The sequence below is a fragment of the Amycolatopsis sp. NPDC004368 genome (assembly GCF_053602515.1).
On record NZ_JBSGDT010000040.1, the window covers coordinates 1 to 19,627 of the forward strand.

General features: G+C 72.6%; 23 protein-coding genes. 11 read left to right on the top strand and 12 right to left on the bottom strand.

Features of this window, described 5'->3' with window-relative positions:
• Positions 1 to 95 precede the first annotated feature (95 nt).
• The 4 genes from ACWEOE_RS35630 to ACWEOE_RS35645 form a co-directional block, all read right to left on the bottom strand.
• Positions 96 to 713, bottom strand: coding sequence for an RraA family protein (locus ACWEOE_RS35630; RefSeq protein ID WP_452017101.1), 618 nt, complete (start codon positions 711 to 713; stop codon positions 96 to 98).
• Positions 714 to 810: 97 nt separating this feature from the next.
• Positions 811 to 1,464 (bottom strand): GPR1/FUN34/YaaH family transporter, encoded by a 654-nt coding sequence (locus ACWEOE_RS35635; protein WP_452017103.1) that lies wholly within the window; start codon positions 1,462 to 1,464, stop codon positions 811 to 813.
• 400 nt (positions 1,465 to 1,864) lie between these two features.
• On the bottom strand, positions 1,865 to 2,113 hold the full coding sequence (locus ACWEOE_RS35640; RefSeq protein WP_452017105.1) for a hypothetical protein: 249 nt from the start codon (positions 2,111 to 2,113) through the stop codon (positions 1,865 to 1,867).
• Between the two features lie 41 nt (positions 2,114 to 2,154).
• On the bottom strand, positions 2,155 to 2,814 hold the full coding sequence (locus ACWEOE_RS35645) for a GntR family transcriptional regulator (protein WP_452017107.1): 660 nt from the start codon (positions 2,812 to 2,814) through the stop codon (positions 2,155 to 2,157).
• 244 nt (positions 2,815 to 3,058) lie between these two features.
• Here ACWEOE_RS35645 and ACWEOE_RS35650 point away from each other — a divergent pair, with 244 nt between their 5' ends.
• Both ACWEOE_RS35650 and ACWEOE_RS35655 read left to right on the top strand, forming a co-directional pair.
• Positions 3,059 to 4,402, top strand: coding sequence for a sugar porter family MFS transporter (locus ACWEOE_RS35650; protein WP_452017109.1), 1,344 nt, complete (start codon positions 3,059 to 3,061; stop codon positions 4,400 to 4,402).
• Complete coding sequence (locus ACWEOE_RS35655; protein WP_452017111.1) at positions 4,399 to 5,487, top strand: mandelate racemase/muconate lactonizing enzyme family protein; 1,089 nt, start codon at positions 4,399 to 4,401, stop codon at positions 5,485 to 5,487. Before ACWEOE_RS35650 ends, ACWEOE_RS35655 begins: the two co-directional genes overlap by 4 nt.
• 42 nt (positions 5,488 to 5,529) lie before the next feature.
• Here ACWEOE_RS35655 and ACWEOE_RS35660 read toward each other — a convergent pair whose 3' ends face one another.
• A complete protein-coding gene (locus ACWEOE_RS35660; RefSeq protein ID WP_452017113.1) occupies positions 5,530 to 5,805 on the bottom strand; it encodes a hypothetical protein in 276 nt (91 codons plus the stop codon).
• Between the two features lie 223 nt (positions 5,806 to 6,028).
• Here ACWEOE_RS35660 and ACWEOE_RS35665 point away from each other — a divergent pair, with 223 nt between their 5' ends.
• Positions 6,029 to 6,877, top strand: coding sequence for an MmyB family transcriptional regulator (locus ACWEOE_RS35665; protein ID WP_452017115.1), 849 nt, complete (start codon positions 6,029 to 6,031; stop codon positions 6,875 to 6,877).
• Positions 6,878 to 6,895: 18 nt separating this feature from the next.
• Here ACWEOE_RS35665 and ACWEOE_RS35670 read toward each other — a convergent pair whose 3' ends face one another.
• On the bottom strand, positions 6,896 to 8,374 hold the full coding sequence (locus ACWEOE_RS35670) for an amidase (RefSeq protein WP_452017117.1): 1,479 nt from the start codon (positions 8,372 to 8,374) through the stop codon (positions 6,896 to 6,898).
• A 136-nt stretch (positions 8,375 to 8,510) separates the two neighbouring features.
• On the opposite strand from ACWEOE_RS35670, the gene ACWEOE_RS35675 reads away from it, so the two are divergent.
• Positions 8,511 to 9,011: a methylated-DNA--[protein]-cysteine S-methyltransferase gene (locus tag ACWEOE_RS35675; RefSeq protein ID WP_452017119.1), complete on the top strand. Its 501-nt coding sequence runs from the start codon at positions 8,511 to 8,513 to the stop codon at positions 9,009 to 9,011.
• Between the two features lie 220 nt (positions 9,012 to 9,231).
• On the opposite strand, the gene ACWEOE_RS35680 is transcribed toward ACWEOE_RS35675, so the two are convergent.
• Positions 9,232 to 9,414 carry a hypothetical protein gene (locus ACWEOE_RS35680; RefSeq protein ID WP_452017121.1) on the bottom strand — a complete coding sequence of 61 codons (183 nt, stop codon included), beginning with the start codon at positions 9,412 to 9,414 and terminating at the stop codon, positions 9,232 to 9,234.
• Positions 9,415 to 10,200: 786 nt separating this feature from the next.
• Here ACWEOE_RS35680 and ACWEOE_RS35685 point away from each other — a divergent pair.
• On the top strand, positions 10,201 to 10,518 hold the full coding sequence (locus ACWEOE_RS35685; RefSeq protein ID WP_452017123.1) for a hypothetical protein: 318 nt from the start codon (positions 10,201 to 10,203) through the stop codon (positions 10,516 to 10,518).
• Between the two features lie 6 nt (positions 10,519 to 10,524).
• Here the strand turns inward: ACWEOE_RS35685 and ACWEOE_RS35690 are convergent, their stop codons facing one another.
• The gene (locus ACWEOE_RS35690; protein WP_452017125.1) at positions 10,525 to 10,851 is read right to left on the bottom strand and encodes an STAS domain-containing protein; all 327 of its coding nucleotides are present in this window, start codon (positions 10,849 to 10,851) and stop codon (positions 10,525 to 10,527) included.
• Positions 10,852 to 11,014: 163 nt separating this feature from the next.
• On the opposite strand from ACWEOE_RS35690, the gene ACWEOE_RS35695 reads away from it, so the two are divergent.
• Positions 11,015 to 11,665 carry a response regulator gene (locus tag ACWEOE_RS35695; RefSeq protein WP_452017238.1) on the top strand — a complete coding sequence of 217 codons (651 nt, stop codon included), beginning with the start codon at positions 11,015 to 11,017 and terminating at the stop codon, positions 11,663 to 11,665.
• Here ACWEOE_RS35695 and ACWEOE_RS35700 read toward each other — a convergent pair whose 3' ends face one another.
• Positions 11,666 to 12,496 carry a hypothetical protein gene (locus ACWEOE_RS35700; RefSeq protein ID WP_452017127.1) on the bottom strand — a complete coding sequence of 277 codons (831 nt, stop codon included), beginning with the start codon at positions 12,494 to 12,496 and terminating at the stop codon, positions 11,666 to 11,668.
• A 141-nt stretch (positions 12,497 to 12,637) separates the two neighbouring features.
• Here ACWEOE_RS35700 and ACWEOE_RS35705 point away from each other — a divergent pair, with 141 nt between their 5' ends.
• The 4 genes from ACWEOE_RS35705 to ACWEOE_RS35720 are packed head-to-tail and all read left to right on the top strand — an operon-like array spanning position 12,638 to position 16,542.
• The gene (locus tag ACWEOE_RS35705) at positions 12,638 to 14,170 is read left to right on the top strand and encodes a GAF domain-containing protein (protein ID WP_452017129.1); all 1,533 of its coding nucleotides are present in this window, start codon (positions 12,638 to 12,640) and stop codon (positions 14,168 to 14,170) included.
• Positions 14,167 to 15,624 carry a DUF4389 domain-containing protein gene (locus tag ACWEOE_RS35710; RefSeq protein ID WP_452017131.1) on the top strand — a complete coding sequence of 486 codons (1,458 nt, stop codon included), beginning with the start codon at positions 14,167 to 14,169 and terminating at the stop codon, positions 15,622 to 15,624. Before ACWEOE_RS35705 ends, ACWEOE_RS35710 begins: the two co-directional genes overlap by 4 nt.
• Positions 15,621 to 16,220 (top strand): Rv1733c family protein, encoded by a 600-nt coding sequence (locus tag ACWEOE_RS35715; RefSeq protein WP_452017133.1) that lies wholly within the window; start codon positions 15,621 to 15,623, stop codon positions 16,218 to 16,220. Before ACWEOE_RS35710 ends, ACWEOE_RS35715 begins: the two co-directional genes overlap by 4 nt.
• A gap of 37 nt (positions 16,221 to 16,257) precedes the next feature.
• Positions 16,258 to 16,542, top strand: a complete 285-nt coding sequence (locus ACWEOE_RS35720) for an iron-sulfur cluster biosynthesis protein (protein ID WP_452017135.1) — start codon at positions 16,258 to 16,260, stop codon at positions 16,540 to 16,542.
• Positions 16,543 to 16,546: 4 nt separating this feature from the next.
• Here the strand turns inward: ACWEOE_RS35720 and ACWEOE_RS35725 are convergent, their stop codons facing one another.
• Entirely contained in the window at positions 16,547 to 16,756 is a 210-nt protein-coding gene (locus ACWEOE_RS35725; RefSeq protein WP_452017137.1) for a hypothetical protein, read from the bottom strand.
• A gap of 232 nt (positions 16,757 to 16,988) precedes the next feature.
• Entirely contained in the window at positions 16,989 to 17,555 is a 567-nt protein-coding gene (locus tag ACWEOE_RS35730; RefSeq protein ID WP_452017139.1) for a TetR/AcrR family transcriptional regulator, read from the bottom strand.
• A gap of 125 nt (positions 17,556 to 17,680) precedes the next feature.
• On the opposite strand from ACWEOE_RS35730, the gene ACWEOE_RS35735 reads away from it, so the two are divergent.
• Complete coding sequence (locus ACWEOE_RS35735; RefSeq protein WP_452017141.1) at positions 17,681 to 18,634, top strand: SDR family NAD(P)-dependent oxidoreductase; 954 nt, start codon at positions 17,681 to 17,683, stop codon at positions 18,632 to 18,634.
• Positions 18,635 to 19,120: 486 nt separating this feature from the next.
• Here ACWEOE_RS35735 and ACWEOE_RS35740 read toward each other — a convergent pair whose 3' ends face one another.
• A complete protein-coding gene (locus ACWEOE_RS35740; RefSeq protein WP_452017143.1) occupies positions 19,121 to 19,612 on the bottom strand; it encodes a hypothetical protein in 492 nt (163 codons plus the stop codon).
• Positions 19,613 to 19,627 lie beyond the last annotated feature (15 nt).

Consider the following 19,627-nt stretch of genomic DNA (forward strand, 5'->3'; position numbering starts at 1 on the left):
CTGGAGTACAGACGTGTGCTATTCCGAACCCCCCGCGAGCCACCACGACCCCAAGACGCCCCCCCCACCACCCCGCAGGGCCGCGGCGCGGCCGCTCAGCCCTCGAAACCCTGGTCCTTCAGGATCTTGTCGATCCGCGTCGCGTGGTCGGCTTCCCACTCGTCGAGCGTCTGCGCGGCCTCCTCCGCCAGGCGAGCCCGCGCGGCGGCCAGGATCCGCTGCGCTTCGGCCGCGGGGGTGACCACGACACCCTCCTCGTCGGCGGTCACGATGTCGCCCGCGTGCACGGTGACCCCACCGCAGCGCACGGGCTCGCCCAGCGGCGCCACGACCTCTTTCGTGCCGGGAATCGGGACCAGGCCACGCGCGAACACCGGGAAGCCCAGCTCCCGCACCTCGGCGAGGTCGCGGATCACGCCGTCGAGCACGAACGCCGCGATCCCGTTGCGCTGCGCCACCGCGCAGACGTTGCCGCCCGCCAGCGCGTAGTCCAGGTCACCGGACTCGACCACGACGACCGAGCCGGCCGGGGCGCGGTGGATCGCCGCGTGCAGCATCAGGTTGTCCCCGGCCGGGCACCGCACGGTGTAGGCCGGGCCGGCGACCCGCGGGACCGGGCCCCACAGCGGGCGGACGCCGAGGTCCATCACCTGGTCGCGGGTCAGCAGATCGGCGAGCGTGGTGGTCGGGATGTCGCGGAAAGCGCCGGGCATGGTCCTCCTGTCACGTCCTGGAGGGCGATCGTCGCACGCCCGGCGCGCGCTCGTGCCCCGGAGTCGCGGACTCCGGGGCACGTGTGACGCAGTTCGCTCAGTGCATCAGCGGCGGGCCGAGCGGGAGCGCGCCCCCGCCGGTGGCCGTCGAGGCCGAGTTGAAGAACAAGTACACGCCGACGGCCGCGAACACCAGCACGATGTAGCCGGCGACCTGCGTGATACCGGCCGACGCGTTGAGCGTGCCGACGAGCACCAGCACGAGGGCGACCTCGATCAAGGCGAACAGCAGCGTGTAGGCCACCGGCAGGCGCAGGGTCGCGAGCGTCAGCATGCCGACGATGACGAGCCAGGAGATCAGGAACAACGCCTGGGTGTCGACGGCGGCTGCCGCGTCGATCCCGAACCAGTTGTGGGTCAGGCCGAGCACGAGCAGCGCGTAACTCAGCCAGAACCCGGAGAAGATGGCGAACACGCCCGCCACCGCGCTCTGGCCCACGGCGGCCGCCCAGACCGCCGCGATGAGCAGGCCGATGCCGGTCGCGGCGATGATGACGGCGAGTGACGCGCCGACGGCGGTCGCCGGCACGTAGCCGATGAGGACGAGCCCCAGCGCCACGGATCCGACGATGAAACTCGGCAGACCGACCATCATCGGGTCGGCGGCCGGCGGCGCTTCGGGAGCGGCCTCCGCAGTGTGCTGCGCAGGTACTCGGGGGACACTTTCGGCACTGGCATCGAGGGTGGTCATGAGCGGGCTCCCTGGTCGAGCATCCGGAATGTGCCTGGTCGTGTGCCTGGTCGTCGCGGTGGCACAAGGCTCGGTATACGCTCGTCTCCGGAATGCGGGAGTCTCATTTAGAGACGTTGCCGACCGGGGCGAAACCGGGGCACACCGCCCACATCACGCCTCTACGCTGCGGTGATCGCTGCCGCGGGCCCCGGCTGGCGGCGCTGAAGAAGGCTTTCGCGCGGAGCAACGACTGGGCCACGAAATGGCCTAGCTCGGGCTACGCCGAGTGGATCCGCAGAAATGTCACTCACGGTGACGATCGCGGTGCGCCATCTGGGGAAGCGGTTTTCCGGGAGTTCCGACACGGGGTCCCAGTCCAGTCGGACAGGTCCGAACCGGCCGATGCCGTGCTCGCACGTCACCGGTGCGGAGCCCGTCCACGGCTGGGCTGCCGGCCCGGTTCACGATGGCCGGGGTGGTGGTGCTCGCCGCGCCGGCCGGGCTCATCGCCACCCGACGGCCCTGACGACGGTCGACGCGGCCGTCCGACGGTGCGTGCCCGCAGCGCCTCGGCCTCTTCCGCGCTGAGGGAGTAGCGCTCGCCGATGAGCGCGGTCGCGTCGGAATCCACGATCATGCCGTTGGCCGCCCACACCTTCACACGCACCAGCGAACCCTGCAGAGGCTCCGGCCGACCGGCCAGACCCCTCACCGCCGCCGCAGCCGCTCCTGGCTCGAGCGCAAGTGCTCGGTCATGGCCTCTGCCGCACGATCCGGGTTGCGGCGCAGGATTGCCCACAGCACCCGGTCATGTTCCCCCAGCGTCAACCGGCCGGCGCCGGCCATGCCGCCCAGGCGGAAGATGTGCAGGTGGGAGTGCAGGCGCTCCACCGCGTCGGCCAGCAACCGGCGGCCGCCGGCTTCTGCGATGGTGTCGTGGAAGGTCTGGTCCAGTTGCGCGAATTCGCCGTAGTCCGCATACCGGCCGCCTGACTGGGTGGACGTCCGGGTTCGCTCGAGCACGTCTTCCAGGCGGTCGAGGTGCGTGTCCTGCGCGTGTTCCGCGGCCAGCGCCGCTGCGCGTGGTTCGAGCAGGAGGCGCATTTCGAACAGCTCCGAAAGGCCCTCCGCCGTCAGCAGCTCCGTCGCCCGGTAGCCCGCCTGCGCGCGTTTGGTCACCAGGCCGTCGGCCACCAAGCGGGACAGTGCCTCGCGCACGGGGGTCGGCGACACGTCCAGTTTGCGGGCCACCGACTCGATGCCGATGCGGGCTCCCGGCTCGATCTCGTGGTCCATGACCATCGCCTTGACGGACTCGTAGACCCGGTCCGCCAGCACCACGCCCCGCGCCGTTCCCTCCGCGTTCACGCGCACCCCTTCCCGGGCGGCCGATCGTAGGGCACGTCATCGGCCCGGCAGCTGACGACGCACGAGGACCTTGGAATCCTATAGCTTCCAGTCGGACCGGCAAGGCCGGTGTGCGGGAAAGAAACCTGGAAAACATTGACAAGACTTCTGGTTCACCGAGTACTGTGCCGCCACAACAGACGCCATTTCCTATAGGTTTTGCGTCCGCCCGAGCGACCGAACCCATCAACGGAGGACCGACGAAATGACCGATCCGGCACCGATGCCGCGGTTCGTGAAGGTGGTGGCCGTGCTCGGCGGGATGGCCGGGCTGCTCTACGGGTACGACTCGGGCGCGATCGCCACCGCGCTGCCGTTCGCCACCGAGCAGTTCGGACTGACCTCGACGCAGCAGGGCCTGGTCACCAGCCTCATCCTGCTCGGCGCGCTGCCCTCGATCGTTGCGGGCGCGGTCGCCGCGCGCCGGTTCGACCGCAGGCACCTGCTGATCGTGGCCGGCGTGATCTTCGTGCTCGGCTCGCTGGGCTGCGCGTTCGCCACGTCCGTTCCCCTGCTGCTGATCTCGCGGTTCGTGCTGGGGCTCGCGGTCGGCCTGGCCAACATGTTCGGCCTGATCTACCTCACCGAGCTCGCCCCGAAGCGCACGCGCGGCCTGCTCAGCGCGCTCTACCAGCTCAGCGTCAACGTCGGCATCCTCGTCGCGTACGGCGTGGGCGACGCCCTGCGCGACGCGGCCGCGTGGCAGTGGATGCTCGGCCTCGGCGCGGTGCCCGCCGTGTTCTTCTTCGTCGGGATGCTGCTCAGCCCGGCCAGCCCCCGCTGGCTGATGCTGCGCGGCCGCGACGCCGAAGCGCGCGCGGTTCTGCTGCGGCTGCGGTCCTCGACGGCCGAGGCCGACGCGGAGGCCGGCGAGATCCGCGACAGCCTCGGCAGGCAGGCGGTCGGCGTGCGCGAGCTGTACCGCCGCTACCGCCGCGCCGTCAACATCGGTCTGGTGCTGACGTTCTTCCAGGTCTTCACGGGTATCAACGCCGTTGTCTACTACGCGCCCACCGTGTTCGCCGGTGCGACCGGCCACTCCAGCGACACCGGCATCATCGCGAACTACTGCGTGGGCGGAGCACTCGTGCTGTCCACCGCGCTGTCGCTGCCGCTGGTCGACCGCGTCGGCCGGGTGAAGATGCTCGCGATCAGCTTCGCCGGGCAGGTGCCGCCGCTGGTGCTGTTGGCGCTGTTCCCGCACTCGTCGGCGCTCGACGTGGTGTGCGTCTTCGTGTTCACCTTCGCCTTCGGGTTCGGGCTGGGCCCGGTGTTCTGGCTCTATGTCCCGGAGATCCTGCCGCTGCGCGCCCGCGCCGTCGGGATGGGGCTGATCACGTTCACGCAGTACCTGTTCAACTTCCTCTTCTCGTTGACCTTCCCGGACCTGCTGGGGGCGCTGGGCTTCTGGGTGTTCGGGATCTACGCGGTGCTCTCGGCCGCGGGGCTGGTGTTCGTGCTGACCCGCGTGCCGGAGACAGCGAACCGGTCGCTGGAGGAGATCGAAGTGGGCTGGCGTGAGGAAAACCTCGAAGGAGCGCGCAGGTGAGCCGCATCAGCCACGTCGAGTGCCGGCTGGTGGACATCGAGCCGGAGACGCTGCGCACCGACGCGACGCAGACGTTCGTCCGCCAGGAGACCGTGCTCGTCACGATCACCACCGACGACGGCATGTCGGGCACGGGCTACTCGTACACCATCGGCACCGGTGGCTCGTCCGTGCTCGCGCTGCTTCGTGACCACCTCGCCGATCTGCTGCTGGGCCGCGACGCTCGCAACGTCGAGGCGCTCTGGGCGACGCTGTTCGGCGCGACCAAGGCGACCACGCACGGCGTGCTGACGGCGCTGGCGCTGGCCGCCGTCGACACCGCGCTGTGGGACCTGCGGTGCCTGCGTGCCGGGGAACCGTTGTGGCGCTTGGCCGGCGGTGCCCACGACCGGCTTCCGGTGTACGACACCGAGGGCGGCTGGCTGCAGCTGACCACCGACGAGCTGGTGGTCAACGCCCGCAAAGCCAAGGCGGCCGGGTTCCGCGGCGGCAAGCTGAAGGTCGGCAAGCCGACGTCGGCCGAGGACGCGGAGCGCCTGGCCGCGGTGCGCGCCGAGGTGGGCCCCGGCTGGGAGATCATGGTCGACGCCAACCAGTCGATGACCGCCGCCGAGGCCGTCCGCCGGGCCCGCACCTACGAGCCGCTGGACATCGCGTGGTTCGAAGAGCCGCTGCCCGCCGAGGATGTGGCCGGGCACGCGCGGCTGGCCCGGTCGACCGCGGTGCCGATCGCGGTCGGCGAGTCGATCTACAGCGCCGGCCACTTCGCGGAGTACCTGACCGCGGGCGCGGCGGGCGTCGTGCAGGTGGACGTGGCGCGGATCGGCGGGATCACGCCTTGGCTGAAGGTGGCGCACGCGGCGGAAGCGTTCAACGTCAAGGTCGCGCCGCACTTCCTGATGGAGCTGCACGCGAGCCTGGCGTGCGCGGTGCCGGCGGGGGCGTGGGTGGAACACATCCCGCAGCTGGGCGCGATCACCACGACGTCGCTCACCGTCGAGGACGGCTGCGTGCTGCCCCCGGAGACACCGGGCCTGGGCATCGGCTGGGACTGGGACGCGATCGAGCAGCTGCGGGTCGCGTAGCTCTCAGGCGACGGCGGAGCGGTTCCACCACAGCGCCGGGGCTCAGCCGGTGCTCTGGTCGACGTCGAGGGTGTGGCCGAGGCGCTGCTGCTTCGTCCGCAGGTAGCGCAGGTTGTGCGGCGTCGCGGTGGTGGGCAGGGTGACGCGGGCGACGATGTCCAGGCCGTGGTCGGCGAGGATCTGCGCGCCGACGCCGTAGGAGCGCGAGTCGACGGGCAGGCCTTGGGCCGTGTTGGTGCCGGCTGGGGCGGCTGCCCGAACGCCCGAGCAGGTGACCGAAGAACTCGGCGCGCGCAACGAAGCCGGTGTGGAAGGCATGATCTTCGGCCTCATCGACTACAACGAGGAGCTGAAGTACTTCGGCGACAACGTGCTCCCGCTGCTGAAGCAGGCCGGTCTGCGCCACTGAGACGCTGCGGGTGCGCCATCAGGGGGCGTCCGGTTCCGGGCGGGTGGCGGACCCGCCCGGAGCCGAACGCGTTTCCCCGCTTGCGAAAAGCGGCGGTAGGATCACCGGCCGCGATTTGCGAGGATGGGCGGTGTGACTGGCCCGGACGAGCTGGCGTCGACGCTGCGGGGCTGGCGGGAACGGCTGGTACCCGGCCGGGCCGGCCTGCCGGTGCACGGGCCTCGGCGGGCCCGGGGGCTGCGGCGCGAGGAGCTGGCCGTGCTGGCCGGGCTCTCGGTCGACCACGTCGTGCGGCTGGAACAGGGCCGGGCCGCGACGCCCGCGGTCCAGGTGTGCGTGGCGCTCGCGCGGGCGCTGCACCTGTCCGACGCCGAGCAGGAGCGGCTCTTCCGGATGGCGGGCCACGAGCTGGGCGGTGGCCGCGTGGGCCGGCTCGTGCCCGAGAGCACCCGGCGGCTGCTGGAGCGCCTCGACGACCACCCGATCGCCGTGCACGACGCGATGTGGACGCTCATCGCGTGGAACCGGCCGTGGGTCGGGCTGCTCGGCGAGCCCGCCGCGCGAGACGACGAGCGCAACGCCGTGTGGCGCCACTTCACCGGCAGCCCGGGCCGCACGGTGCTGACCCAGGCCGAGCGCGAGGACTACGAAGCCGCGCTGGTCGCGGACCTGCGGCTCGCGTACTCGCGCTACCCGCGGGACCCGGAGCTGGCGGCGCTGGTCGAGCGGATGAGCTCGCTCAGCGAGGGGTTCCGCACCCGGTGGGAAACCCCGGGCGCCGACGGCCTCTGCCGGCAGCCCGTCTGCCTGACCGTGGTCCACCCGGACGTCGGGCGGCTCGACCTCGACCGCGACGTGCTCGTCAGCCGCCACGGCGACCTGCGGATCGTTGTCTGCACGGCCCGGCCCGGCACCGAGTCGGCCGCGCGGCTGGCCTTGCTGGGCGCGCTCGAGTTCGAGTCGATGGCCCCGCCGGGTTGAGCAGCTCGGAGTGCTGGCTCAGGCTCGGGAGCCGGTTTCACGGTCGAGATCCGGTGCGGTGAACCCGCCGAGCTCGCGTTCCAGCAGCTCGGCCAGGCGCAGGGGCGTGCGGTCTTCGAACATCGGCCCGATCAGCTGGGCGCCGACCGGCAGGCCGGTGTCGTCGAGACCGGTGGGGACGACCGTGGCCGGGAGCCCGGGCAGCGTGGCGACGCCGGCCCACACGAGCTGGTCGCCGTAGGGGTGCTCGGCGCCGTCCACGAGGATTCGCCGCCGGTCCTGGTCGGGCGAGTGGTCGTGGGGGAACGCGGGGGTCGGCGAGGGCGGGCAGAGCACCACGTCGTACTCGGCGAACACCGCGCGCCAGGCGTGGCGGTGGCGTTCGCGCTCCAGGTCGGCCGCGAACCAGTCGCGGTGGCTGGCCCGGGTGCCGCGCACGCGGGCGGCGGCGAGGCTGTCGTCGCCCGGGGCCAGGTCCGCGAGCAGCTCGCCGGATCGGTCGTACAGCTCGGGCGGGTAGTTGGTGCCGAAGACGGCGAACAGCAGCCGCAGGTACAGGCGGGCCGACTCCGCGAGGTCGGGCACGAGCGCGCTGCCGCGGTCCACGCGGGCGCCCGCCGCCGTGAGCGCGTCGCCCACCCGGCCGATCCCGGCGCGCACACTCGCCGACGTGGGGATGTCCGGGTGCTCGTCGAGCACGAGCACCCGGAACTCGGCCAGGCGCTCGTGGCGCGCGGGCGGCAGGCGCAGCTCGTAGGCGACGCCCAGCGTGAGCGGATCGGGTTCGGCGAGCAGGTCGACCACTACGCGGAGGTCGGCGGCACTGCGCGCCATCGGACCGATCACCGCCAGGTCGATCTCGATCGGCAGCGCGGGGGTGGGCGGGGGCGTGTGGCCCCGCGAGGGGAGCAGGCGCAGTGTCGGTTTGTGCGCGTAGACGCCGCAGAAGTGCGCCGGGGTGCGCAGCGACCCGCCGATGTCCGAGCCGAGCGACAGCGCGCCGAACCCGGCGGCGAGCGCGGCTGCCGAACCACCGGACGAGCCGCCCGGCGAGCGGCCGAGGTCGAACGGGTTGGCGGTGGTGCCGTAGAGGTCGTTGTAGGACTGCAGGTCGCCCAGGGCGAGCGGCACGTTGGTCTTGCCGAGGAGCACGGCGCCCGCCGCCCTGAGCCGGGCGACGGGCAGCGCGTCCTGGGCCGGGACGAAGTCCGCGAACGGCGACAGCCCCCACGTCGTCGGCAGCCCGGCCACGTTGAACGACTCCTTGACCGTGATCGGCACCCCGAGCAGCGGGCCTTCGTGTCCGCGGGCGCGCGCGGCGTCGGCTTCGCGGGCGGCGGCGAGGGCGCGGTCGAAGTCGGGCACGCAGATCGCGTTCACGGCGCCGTCGTACTTCCCCATGCGCTCGATCGCCGACTCGGCGAGCTCGACGGCGGTGACCTCGCCCGCGCGCAGGGCCGCGGCGAGCTGTCCGGCCGAAAGCAGGTTCGGGTCCAATGCGGTCCTCCCGCGGCGTGGGCGTCCGGTGCCCGACGCTAGCGGGTTTCCGCCGGACTATCGTGGCTCGGCGGATCTCACGTTCCGGCGCGCCCGCGCGTCCACCCGGTGAGAGGCGAGAGAAGGGAGCGGGCACTTGGGCGTTCGGCACACGGTCACGGCGTCGCCGGTCGGCGACCTCACGCTGGTCGCCGACGGCGCGGCACTCGTGGGGATCTACTTCGAGGGCCACAAGCGCGAGCCCCGGCTGGCCGGCTTGGGGCCGCGCTCGGACGAGGGGTTCGCCGAGGTGGTCCGGCAGCTGGGGGAGTACTTCGCGGGCGAGCGGCGAGAGTTCGACGTCGAGCTGGCGCCACGCGGGTCCGAATTCGAGCGCAAGGTGTGGGGCCTGCTCACGAAGATCCCGTACGGCGAGAAGCGCACGTACGGCGAGCTCGCCGCGGAACTGGGCGACCCGGGTGCGGCTCAGGCCGTGGGCAACGCGAACGGCTGGAACCCGATCAGCATCGTCGTGCCGTGCCACCGCGTGGTCGGCGCGAACGGCGGGCTCACCGGGTACGCGGGTGGCATGGCCCGCAAGCGGTTCCTGCTGAGCCTGGAGGAACCGCCCGCCGAGGACGACGGCAGGCTGTTCTGAGCTCGCCCTCGGTCGAGCGGGTCGTCGACGAGTGATGGCCCTGCGCGCGGCCTCTCGCCGGGGTGAGCGGGTTGCCGCAGCGGAACACTATTTCACCGGCCGCCGCACGTGTTCGGCGGTGGATTCCCGGCCGGCCCGCGGTTTCCGCCGCGAAGTCGTGCTGCGGCTGAGCGAAATCCCGTACTGCCGGCGCCGGAATCGGCTGTGGGGAACCAGTTTTTCACCGACGGTCGCGCGTGAGCCCGTCGGCGGGGTCGAGGCCGAGGATGGCGAGCAGCAGCGCGCAGTCCTCGACGTCGGTGGCCTCCGAGGCGACCAGCCGGACCACGTGGCGGCGCTGCTCGGCCGGCAGGGTGTTGGCGGCGTGCAGGTCGTCGACGGACGGCACCGTCGTGCGCTTCACGACGGCCCGCCCGAGGTGGGTGTGTTCATCGTGCCCTCCGATGTTCCGGCCGCCGGAGCGACGTTTCCGAATGGGTGCGGGGGCTCCTCCAGCATATCGCGGTGGGCGGACACGACGGGGTGACCGACGGCGGAAACGGGACGGTGACACCGGTTTCCACCCCAGGAGATCCACTGTGGATCTCGGAATCGGACACGGACCGTGCCCGGTTGCTCGCACGAACCACCCGGGTGGCCGAACGACCGGCCCCCGGGAACGCGTTTACGCTGTTTGCTTCCGCCCTGGACCCCGGCGAAGGCCGAGGCTGTCAGGCGGGATTCGGGGTGACCGGCTGTGGTGGGGACGGGAAACGCTTGTCGGGACGGACAGACACGGGGTGGCTTCCCACCGGGGTGGCAGGTGCGCTACCGGTGCCGGGTGCACAGCTCCCGGGAGAATGGGCGTTCTCGGGAAAGCGCTTCCTCCGGGTCCGCGGTGTGGCGGGAGCTGTCGGGCACGGTTTCGGGCCGTAGCCTGCGAGACGAACACACCAGCACCACGTGGGTTCCCGTGCGGCCACGCGGTACCGCGGCCGACGCGCCCGTGAGCCTGGTGCGGGCCACCGACATCCTGGAAGCGCGCCCGCCCGCGGACCGATGATCCGGACCGATGATCCACTGAGGACGGTGCGACTGTTCGGGTGAAAATCCGAGAAACCGGACACGATGGGGTACATTGCGGGGCAAGGAGCGAACCCGCCCCGGACCCGGTGGTGCCGTCCTGGGGTCGGTGAAGGGTGGAGGCGGGATGACGAACGGACTCGAAGCGGAAACGACGGAGTTCGGTGCGGGGCGGCGGTTCGCCTACCTCGCCCGGGACGAGGACGGGCCGGTCACGGTCCGCACCGGAGTCGTTGCCGAAGACGGGGTGACGAACTCCGGGGACACGCTCGTGCCGATTGTGGACACTGAGATGGCGCCGGGGGCCTCGAAGCCGTCGAGCCGGCTCGTGGCGGTCACGGACGTGACCGAGACGGCGCCGGGTCGCAACCGCCACTCGGCCGGGAACCGCTTGCGTTCGTTGCCGTGGCGGGTTTTTCACGTCGGGCGCCATCGGCGCGCCTGAACGGGTTCAGCGTGCTGCGCCGGACCTGATGACAACCGCCGGTCCGGGCGGAGGTGCTTCCGCGGAGTCGTCGGGGGCTTCGCAGGCGACACCCGCCCGGGCCAGAGCGGTTGCCAGCTCAGGGTTTCCGGCGCGCACGCGGAATCGGCCGCCGGCGAGCGCGGCCGCCGTTCCCGGGCCGAGGGCGGTGCACGCGCTCAGGTCCACCACCACCTCGGCGGCCCGCAGGCCGAGTGCCCCGGACAGGTGCTCGGCCAGCACCGCGTCGCCCGCGGGGGTGAGCGGGCCGGTGACCTCGACGGTCACGATCCCGGCGCCGACCAGGGTGCGCACGTGCGAAATCCCGGGCCTGGCAACGGTTCGCGGTCCGTCTGTCGTCGTTCGGTCGTGCACGGACATCCCGTACCTCCCCATGGTGACCGGGGGCTGGGGTCCACATCGGTCCCAGTCTAACCGCACGATCGGGGCGTAGCCTCGGTTCGTGACCGGACCTCGGGTGATCACGGTTTTCCTGGTCGACGACCACGAGCTGGTGCGCCGCGGCGTGGCCGAGCTCGTGGAGGACGAGGAGGACCTCACGGTGGCGGGCCAGGCCGCCTCGGTCGCCGAGGCTCTGGCGCGGATTCCCGCCGTGCGTCCGGACGTGGCCGTGCTCGACGTCCGCCTGCCCGACGGCGACGGCGTGCACCTGTGCCGCGATCTGCGCGCGACGCTGCCCGGCCTGCGGTGCCTGATGCTCACGTCGTTCACCGACGAGCGCTCGATGGTCGACGCGGTGCTGGCCGGCGCCGATGGCTTTGTCATCAAGGACATCAAAGGACTCCAGCTCGTCGACGCCGTGCGCCGGGTCGCGGCGGGCCACAGCCTGCTCGACGACCGTGCGGTCGCCGCGCTCATGACGAAGCTGCGCGAGAGCACCCGCGGCCCCGGTCCGCTGGCCGAGCTCACCGAGCAGGAGCGCGTGCTGCTGGACCTCATCGGCAAAGGCCTCACGAACCGCCAGATCGCCGAGCGCATGTTCCTCGCGGAGAAGACGGTGAAGAACTACGTTTCCCGGCTGTTGGGCAAACTCGGCGTGGAACGCCGCACCCAGGCCGCCGTGCTCGTGACGGCGCTGCACGACGAGGAGCGCCGCCTCGGCGGGTGATCACGGCCAGCCGTGGGAGCGCGGGCGTTCGTCGCTCGTCACCACCTCGAGCTTGATGTGGGGGCGCGTGGGCAGCGGGGCGCCGTGGCCCAGGCGCAGCAGGACGTGGGGCCAGATCCCGCCGCCGAGGAGGCGGCGCAAGGCGCGGCGGCGCGGGGGAGTGAGCGCGTCGGACCAGTGGGCGGCCGACAGCCCGGCGGTGGCCGCCGTGACGAGGACACGTTGCACGGCCTGGCCGGCCTGCAGGTGCGCGAGCGGGGTGTCGTGCAGCGAGCCGACGACCACCAGCAGCCGTTCGGGCGACGGATCGAACGCGGGGGTGGCCTGGGCGGGGAACATGATCTCGCCGAGGAGCGGCAGCTGGGCGTCGCCGATGGTGGCGAGCCACGCGCGTTCGAGCTCCGCGGCCTTGCGCAGCTCGCGCTGGACCGCGGTGGGCACCAGGGCCGCGGTGAACGGGCCGTGGCTGCCGCGGTGCAGCCGGATGGCTTCGACGAGCCGCCGGTCGATCGGGGTCACCGGCTCCAGCCCGCGCGGGCGCACCACCGCCAGCAGATCGGGGCGCCCGGGGGCGGGCAGGAGCCGGACGTCGGGGTGGCAGCCCTGGGCCTTCACCGCGAGCCGGAGGTTGAGCAGCGCCGCGCCGCAGTCCAGCAACCGGGCGCGCTGGGAGCCCGGGCACGGGCCGGCGTAGAGCTCGATCGACGCGGGTGTGCAGCGGAACCGCCACGGCCGGGTGTCGCGCAGGGGCGGTGGGGTCGTCGCGACGAGCAGTACCGAGCGGACCTGATGTGCGCTCAGCCGCCCGACGGGTATGACTCCGGCCTTCATGGGCCACCTCCGCACCTCGGTCCGGTCCCACGCTGCGCCCGCGCCCGCGCCGGGCCTAGTGCCGAACGTCCCGCGTGGCGGGTCCAAGGGTCGCCGTTCACGGGTGACCCCAGGGCCGGATCCGTGTGCCACAGTGACGGAATGCCGGACGTCGACCGGGTTTCCGCGACCGCTCCGGCCGGGGACCGCGACCGGCTGGACGCGCTTCTCACGGCTGTGCTCGGGTTGTCGTCGGGACTCGAACTGGACGGCACTCTGCGCCGGGTCGTGGCGACCGCCGCCGATCTCGTCGACGCCCGCTACGGCGCACTCGCGTTGCTCGACGCCGACGGAACCACGACCCGCTTCGTCGTCACCGAGCTGGATCACCTCGACCCGGCGCCCGCGGCCGGCCGTTCGTCTCTCGCCGTCGCGCTGCGCGCCCGCGGGAAACTGCTGGGGCGCCTCTACCTCACCGGCAAGCGCACCGGTCCGGGCTTCACCGGCGACGACGAGCAAGCGCTTACCGCGCTGGCCGCGGCGGCGGGCATCGCCGTGGACAACGCGCGCCTGTACGAGGAAACCCGCAACCGCCAGCGGTGGCTGGAGGCCACGGGGGAGATCTCCGCCGCGCTGCTCGGCGGGACCGAGGCCGGCGAGGTGCTGGGCCTCATCGCGAGCCGCGTCGCCGGCCTCACCGGTGCTGTCGACGCGCTGATCGCCGTGCCCGACACCGAGGACTCGCTCGTGATCACGGTCTGCGCCGGCCCCGACGCCGACGCCCTGACCGGCCGCCGGATCCCCGTCGCCGGGTCGACGTCCGGCGCCGTGCTGCGCGACCACGTGCCGCGCAGCGTGTCCGGGCTCGCGGTGGACCTGGCCGACGGGCCGCGCGTGGATCTCGGGCCCGCGCTCGTGGTGCTACTGCGCTCGGGGGAGCCGACGGCCGGGGTGCTGCTGGCCGTGCGCGCGCCCGGTGCCGCGCGCTTCGCCGAGCAGGAACTGCAGATCGTGTCCGCGTTCGCCGACCAGGCCTCGCTCGCGCTGCGCGACGCCGCGAGCCAGGCCGCCCGCCGCGAGCTCGACGTGGTGACCGATCGCGACCGCATCGCGCGTGATCTGCACGACCACGTGGTGCAGCGGCTGTTCGCCGTCGGTCTGCAGATGCGCGACACCGTGCGCCGCGCCGGCAGCCCGGCCGTCGCGACGCGGCTGGGCCGCCATGTCGACCAGCTGCAGGAGGTCATCGAGGAGATCCGCAGCGCGATCTTCGCGCTGCACACCGCCCCGGGCCGCCGCCGCGGGCTGCGCGCCGCCCTGCAGCACGCCGTCACCGAGACCACGGGCGACTCCGCGATCCGCACCACCGTGCGGATGTCCGGTCCGTTGGAGCGGGTGCCGCCACACCTCGCCGAACACGCGGAAGCCGTGGTGCGCGAAGCCGTGAGCAACGTACTTCGGCACGCCCGTGCCACTGAGCTCGCCCTCACCGTGACTGTCGGCGACACCCTCGTCGTCGAGGTCTCCGACACCGGTGTCGGCCTGCCGCCCGGGGTGGCCCGCCGCGGGCTGCGCTACCTCGAGCAGCGCGCCACGGAATCCGGTGGGACTTTCCTCGTGGAGCGCCCGGCATCCGGCGGCAGCCGTCTCGTGTGGACGGTGCCCGTGGCCGAGGTGAAGGAGGTGCGACCGTGACCGCGCCCTATCCCGTCCGCGTCGAGGCCCGGCTGGACGAGCCGTTGTCGCGCTGGTTGTGGCTGGTGAAGTGGTTGCTGGCGCTGCCGCACCACCTCGTGCTGGCGGTGCTGTGGTTCGCTTACCCGTTCGTGGGGATCGCGGCGTTCTTCGCGATCCTCGTGACGGGCCGCTATCCGCGGTCGTTGTTCGAGTTCACCGTCGGCGTGCTGCGGTGGAGTTTCCGGGTGCAGTACTACTCTTCCGCGGCGCTCGGCACGGACCGGTACCCGCCGTTCACGTTCGGGGACGTACCCGAGTACCCGGCCCGGTTGCTGGTCGAGTACCCGCAGCGGCTCTCGCGCGGGCTCGTGCTGGTGAAGTGGTGGCTGCTCGCGTTGCCGCAGCTGATCATCGTGGCGCTGTTCGTGGGCGGCGGCACGTGGCTGTTCGCCCGCCAGGGCCGCTACGACTTCACGTGGGCGGCCGGCGGGCTCATCGGGATCCTGGTGCTGATCGCCGCGATCGTGTTGCTGTTCACGGGAAAATACCCGCGTCCGCTGTTCGACTTCGTGCTCGGGCTCGACCGCTGGGTGCTGCGGGTGGCCGCCTACGTGTCGCTGCTGACCGACCGGTACCCGCCGTTCCGGCTCGACCTGGGCGGCAGCGAACCGGGTGGGCCGGCACCGGGGCCGTCGAACCCGCCGCCGACCGGGGCGACGGGCGAAGCGCCGGCCGAGCCGTTCACCCCGCCCCCGAGCGCGCCGCGCACCGGCTGGACCGGTGCGCGCATCGCGGCTGCGGTGTGCGGCGCGGTGCTCGTGCTGATCTCGACCGGGCTCCTCTCGGGCGGCGGCGCGCTGATGTGGGCCGACCGCACCCAGCGCGACGCCGACGGCTACGTCTCCGGCTCGGCCCCGTTCGACACCGCGGGTTACGCGCTCGCGAGCGACCCGGTACAGCTGCACGGCCTGGGCACCGGTGGTCCCGACCTCGCCGGGATCGTCGGGGACACCCGGATCCGCGCGACCGCCGTCGATCCCGCGCGGGCGGTGTTCGTCGGCATCGCGCCGGCGGTGAGCGCGGCCGCGTACCTCGCCGGGGTGGAGCACACGACCGTCACCGACTTCGGCGACCGCCGTTCGGTCGACGTCGAGTACCCGGGTGGTGCGCTCGCCACCCCGCCGCAGCAGGCGGGGATCTGGACCGACCAGGCGTCGGGCCCCGGCACGCAGTCGGTCGCGTGGCCGGTCCGCGACGGTGACTGGACCGTGGTGGTGATGAACTCCGACGGCTCGCGCGGCGTCGCCGTGGACGCCGAGGCCGGGGCGACCGTGCCGGCGATCGGCCGGCTGTCGGTGCTGCTGGTCGTGGTGGGTGTCGTGTTCCTCGCCGGTGGGGTCGTGTGCATCTGGCTCGCCGCGCGCGGCGCGTCGGCGCGGCGGCCGGTTCCGGTCGGGGGGCGAGCACCGTGAGGCGCTCGGGCGACTGGTTCGCACGGATGTGGCACGCGCTGGTCCCGCGGCACGCGGTGGTGGTGCGGCCCTCGGACCGCTTCCAGGCGGTGGTGGTGGCCGCGTTCGCGGTGCTCGCGCTGCTGGCGGTGCCGGTGGCCGGTGTGCTCGGTTCGGACACCGCGGGCCGGCGCGCGGTCGAGGCCGCCGAGCAAGCGGCGAGCCGCCATCCCGTGACCGCGGTCCAGCTCGCCGACGGGCCGGTGCAGCAGGCCGTCGGTCCCGACGGTGTGCCGGCCGGGCCCCAGCCGCGTGAGGTCCGGTGGCGCCTGCCCGGCGGCGGCTTCCGCGTCGAGAAGGTCGACGTCGACCCGCTGACCCAGGCGGGGGACACCGTCGTGGTGTGGCTCGACCGGGCCGGGGAACCCGTGCCACCACCACTCGACCCGCGCACGGCCTCGGTCGAGGGCGCGATGATGGGATTCGGTGCGTGGGCCGGGTTCTGCGCAGTGCTCGGCCTGACCTACGCGGCGCTGGTCTTCGGGCTGGACCGCCGGCGGCTCAGGCGTTGGCAGCAGGAATGGACGAGCGAAACGGACCGCAGAACGCGGTCCTGAGGCAAACCGACCCGAGAAAGGCACGACCATGCTCACCATGACCCGATCGGCGAGTGCGGCGATCGACCGACTCACCGAGGCCCACCACGTCACCCGGCGCGGGGGCTTCCGCCTGGTCCTCGACGGGCCGCCCTGCGAGGGCGCCGCGGTCGAGGTCGAGGCGGCGCCGTGCCCCGGCACCGGCGACGACGTCGTCGTGTGCGACGGTTCGCAGCTGTTCCTCTCCCGCGCGGACCGGGAAGGGCTCACGGAGAAGGTCCTCGACGTGCGCGAGGACACCGAAGGCCACTACGAGTTCCTGATCGCGGACGCCCGGGGCTGACCGGTCACGGGTTCCGGTGCTCCGCCGGTGATTCCCGCCGCGCAGCGGGCTCGTCCGTCCCCTGTGGACCGTCCGCGCCCGGGCGCACGCGGACGCGGTCGATCATGCGCTGCGCCTCGGCCTCGGTGAACCGGCCCTGGCGCACGTAGCCGACGATGGCGGCGACGGTGCTCAGGTGCGGTTCGGCAATGCCCGTCAGATCGATGGAGTCCACGGCGGCCCCTCACTCCGCTGGTAGCCGCCGGGGGCAGGGGCGGATCCTTAGCACCTTACGCGCTGCCGCGGGGTTTGCATGGGGCCTTTCCGCGCAACGATTTCAGCACGCCCCGGCCGCCGCAATGGTGCCGTGGCCCGGGAAATCCGCGCCGACATGGGGAAAATCGGTGCGGACGAAGCGCTCCTGGCCGGGGACGTGAGAGAACTGCTGGGCCGTCGGCACGATCGGGTCAGTGCGGCCGGAGACCGGCCACGACGAGGTCCAGCAGGCGGGACGCGAGCTCGCGCTGGTCTTCGTGGCCCGCGATGAGCGTGACGCCGCCGATCGCCATCATCACGTCGTCGGCCGGCACGTCGGCGCGCAGGGTGCCGGCCTCGGCCGCCGCGGTCAGCATGCGGTCGATCGCCGCGCGCAGCAGGTCACGGCTGTGCGCGCGCAGCCCTTCGCGGGCCGCGAGGATGCCGGGCAGCGCCTCGGCCATGCCGTTCTTGGTGAGCATGTAGTCCACGAACCGGTCCATCCACGCGCGCAGGGCGGCGTCCGGCGCCTGCTCGGCGAGCAGCTCCGCCGCCGAGGCGGCCAGGCGTTCGGTCTCGCTGCGGTAGGTCGCCTCCACGAGGTCCTCCCGCGCGGGGAACCGCCGGTACAGCGTGGCTATGCCCACGCCGGCCTCCTTGGCGATGGCCTTGAGCGAGGTGTCCGCACCCTGGCGGGAAAACGCGCGCGCCGCGGCCTCGAGGATGCGGTCCTGGTTCTCCCGCGCGTCGGCCCGCAGCGACCGTCCGGTGTTCGTCACGCCACTCCCTTTCTCGAAGCGTGTCCTCAAAGCAGCGCTCGCTAAGTGGACCCGCATCCGGTTATAGTGTTAAGTGGAACCGGCTCCACATAGGAAGCCTAGCGGAGCGCAGAGAGGACAGCACCATGACGCATCGGGTGACCACGCCCTTCGGCGCGACGTCCACGGCGGCCGAGGTCGTCGCCGGCGTCGACCTGAGCGGCCGGCGCGCCGTCGTGACCGGGGCGGCGTCGGGGATCGGGGAGGAGACGGCCCGGGCCCTGGCCTCGGTGGGGGCGGAGGTCACGCTGGCCGTGCGCGACCTCGCGGCGGGGGAACGAGCGGCGGCGCGGATCGTGGCGAGCACGGGCAACGCGGCCGTGCGCGTGGCTGCGCTCGACCTGGCCGACCCGGCCTCGGTCGCCGGGTTCACCACGGCCTGGGAAGGGCCGCTGCACGTCATGGTGGCCAACGCCGGGGTGATGGCGACACCCGAGCGGCGCACCGCGCAGGGCTGGGAGCTCCAGTTCGCCACCAACCACCTCGGCCACTTCCAGCTCGCCACCGGCCTGCACGGCGCGCTCGCGGCGGCGGAGCGCGCGCGGGTGGTGGTGGTCAGCTCGGTCGGGCACGTCAACGGCGAGGTGCGCTTCGACGACGTCTCCTTCACCCACACGCCGTACGACCCATGGGCGGCCTACAGCCAGTCGAAGACGGCCAACGTGCTCTTCGCCGTGGAGGCGGCCCGGCGGTGGGCGGGCGACGGGATCGCGGTGAACGCGCTCAACCCGGGCCGCATCCGGTCGACGAACCTCAGCCGGCACCTGGCGAACCCGCCTGCCGCGTTCGATCCCTCCGGGGCGACCGGCGTGTCGGTGAAGGACATTCCGCAGGGCGCGGCCACCTCGGTGCTGCTCGCCGCGTCGCCGCTGGTTGAGGGTGTCACCGGGAAGTACTTCGAGGACTGTCGGGAGGCCGTGCGCCACACCGAGGGTGTGCGGCGTGGTGTCGCGGACTTCGCACTGGATCCGGAGAAGGCGCGGCGGCTGTGGATGTTGTCGGGCCGGTTGCTCGGTGAGGCCGGGTTTGTGGTCGGGTGAGGCCGGGTTGGTGGTCGGGTGACGTGGGTGCAGGGGTTCTGGTCGGGTGGGAAGGATCTACTGTGGACGGTGGTGTGGGCGTTGGGAGCCGGCGGTTGGGGTGGTGCTGGTTGCGGCGGGGAGTCAGCCGTGGTGGGTGGGTGGGGTGTGTGCGGTGGGTGTTGTGGGTGAGTGAGTGCGCTGAAATGGGAGTGTGCTGAAATGGGAGTGCGCTGAGGTGGAGTGCGCTGAGGTGGAGGGTGAGTGAGCACCCCGATTTTTGATTGTTTCTACGATTTTGGCCCTGTGTCAAGGCTGGAAAGACGCCTTGACACAGGGCCAAAATCGTGAAGAAGGGCGGGGATCGAGGTGCGGGGGTAGGGCTGGGCGTCACTCGGGTTGGGGTTGTCGGCCGCGGGTTTGGTGGGGTGGGGGGTTTTGCCGGCGGCAGGTGATCCGGTGGACTCGGGATCGGGTGCTCGCGTGTCGGCCGTGGTGCGTCGGTGGCTAGGTCGTTGCTGGTGTGGCCGGGGTGCTCGTGCCGCCGCATACGGACACCACGGCGCCGGCCGAGGTGGCCACCTGCGTGGCGGCCGTGCGTAGCGCCGTGACGTCGAGGGGTTGGGTCGTGAGCACGTCCTGCAGTTGCTGCAGCGACGTGCCGGCCACATCGAGGTCGGAGCGCGCTTCGGGGCCGAGGACGTCGCGGGCCGCGTCGAGGGAGGCGCGCAGGTCGCGGGCGGCGGTGGTCACGTCGTCGCGGCTCGCCTGTCCGGCGACGAGCGAGGCGGTCTCCGTCGCGAGGTTCTTGGCCGCCGTGGCGACGGCCGAGCACTCGGTCCGCAGCGCGCTCGTGGTGGTGCTCGGTGTGCTCGGCGAGGCCGGCGCCGAGGCGGGCGGCTGTCCACTTTGGTCGTTCGTGCAAGCGAGGACGACGGTGAGCACGCCGAGCAGCGCCACGATGGCCGCGGCGGCCCGCCGCACCGAGTGTCCGCTCATGTCGCCTCCTCGCGC

Bases quoted from the DNA above. Each gene is read 5' to 3' on its own strand.
- ACWEOE_RS35635 (WP_452017103.1), bottom strand. From the start codon at position 1,464: ATGACCACCCTCGATGCCAGTGCCGAAAGTGTCCCCCGAGTACCTGCG.
- ACWEOE_RS35685 (WP_452017123.1), top strand. From the start codon at position 10,201: ATGACGAACGGACTCGAAGCGGAAACGACGGAGTTCGGTGCGGGGCGG.
- ACWEOE_RS35650 (WP_452017109.1), top strand. From the start codon at position 3,059: ATGACCGATCCGGCACCGATGCCGCGGTTCGTGAAGGTGGTGGCCGTG.
- ACWEOE_RS35630 (WP_452017101.1), bottom strand. From the start codon at position 713: ATGCCCGGCGCTTTCCGCGACATCCCGACCACCACGCTCGCCGATCTG.
- ACWEOE_RS35700 (WP_452017127.1), bottom strand. From the start codon at position 12,496: ATGAAGGCCGGAGTCATACCCGTCGGGCGGCTGAGCGCACATCAGGTC.
- ACWEOE_RS35720 (WP_452017135.1), top strand. From the start codon at position 16,258: ATGACCCGATCGGCGAGTGCGGCGATCGACCGACTCACCGAGGCCCAC.
- ACWEOE_RS35660 (WP_452017113.1), bottom strand. From the start codon at position 5,805: ATGCCTTCCACACCGGCTTCGTTGCGCGCGCCGAGTTCTTCGGTCACC.
- ACWEOE_RS35705 (WP_452017129.1), top strand. From the start codon at position 12,638: ATGCCGGACGTCGACCGGGTTTCCGCGACCGCTCCGGCCGGGGACCGC.
- ACWEOE_RS35740 (WP_452017143.1), bottom strand. From the start codon at position 19,612: ATGAGCGGACACTCGGTGCGGCGGGCCGCCGCGGCCATCGTGGCGCTG.
- ACWEOE_RS35735 (WP_452017141.1), top strand. From the start codon at position 17,681: ATGACGCATCGGGTGACCACGCCCTTCGGCGCGACGTCCACGGCGGCC.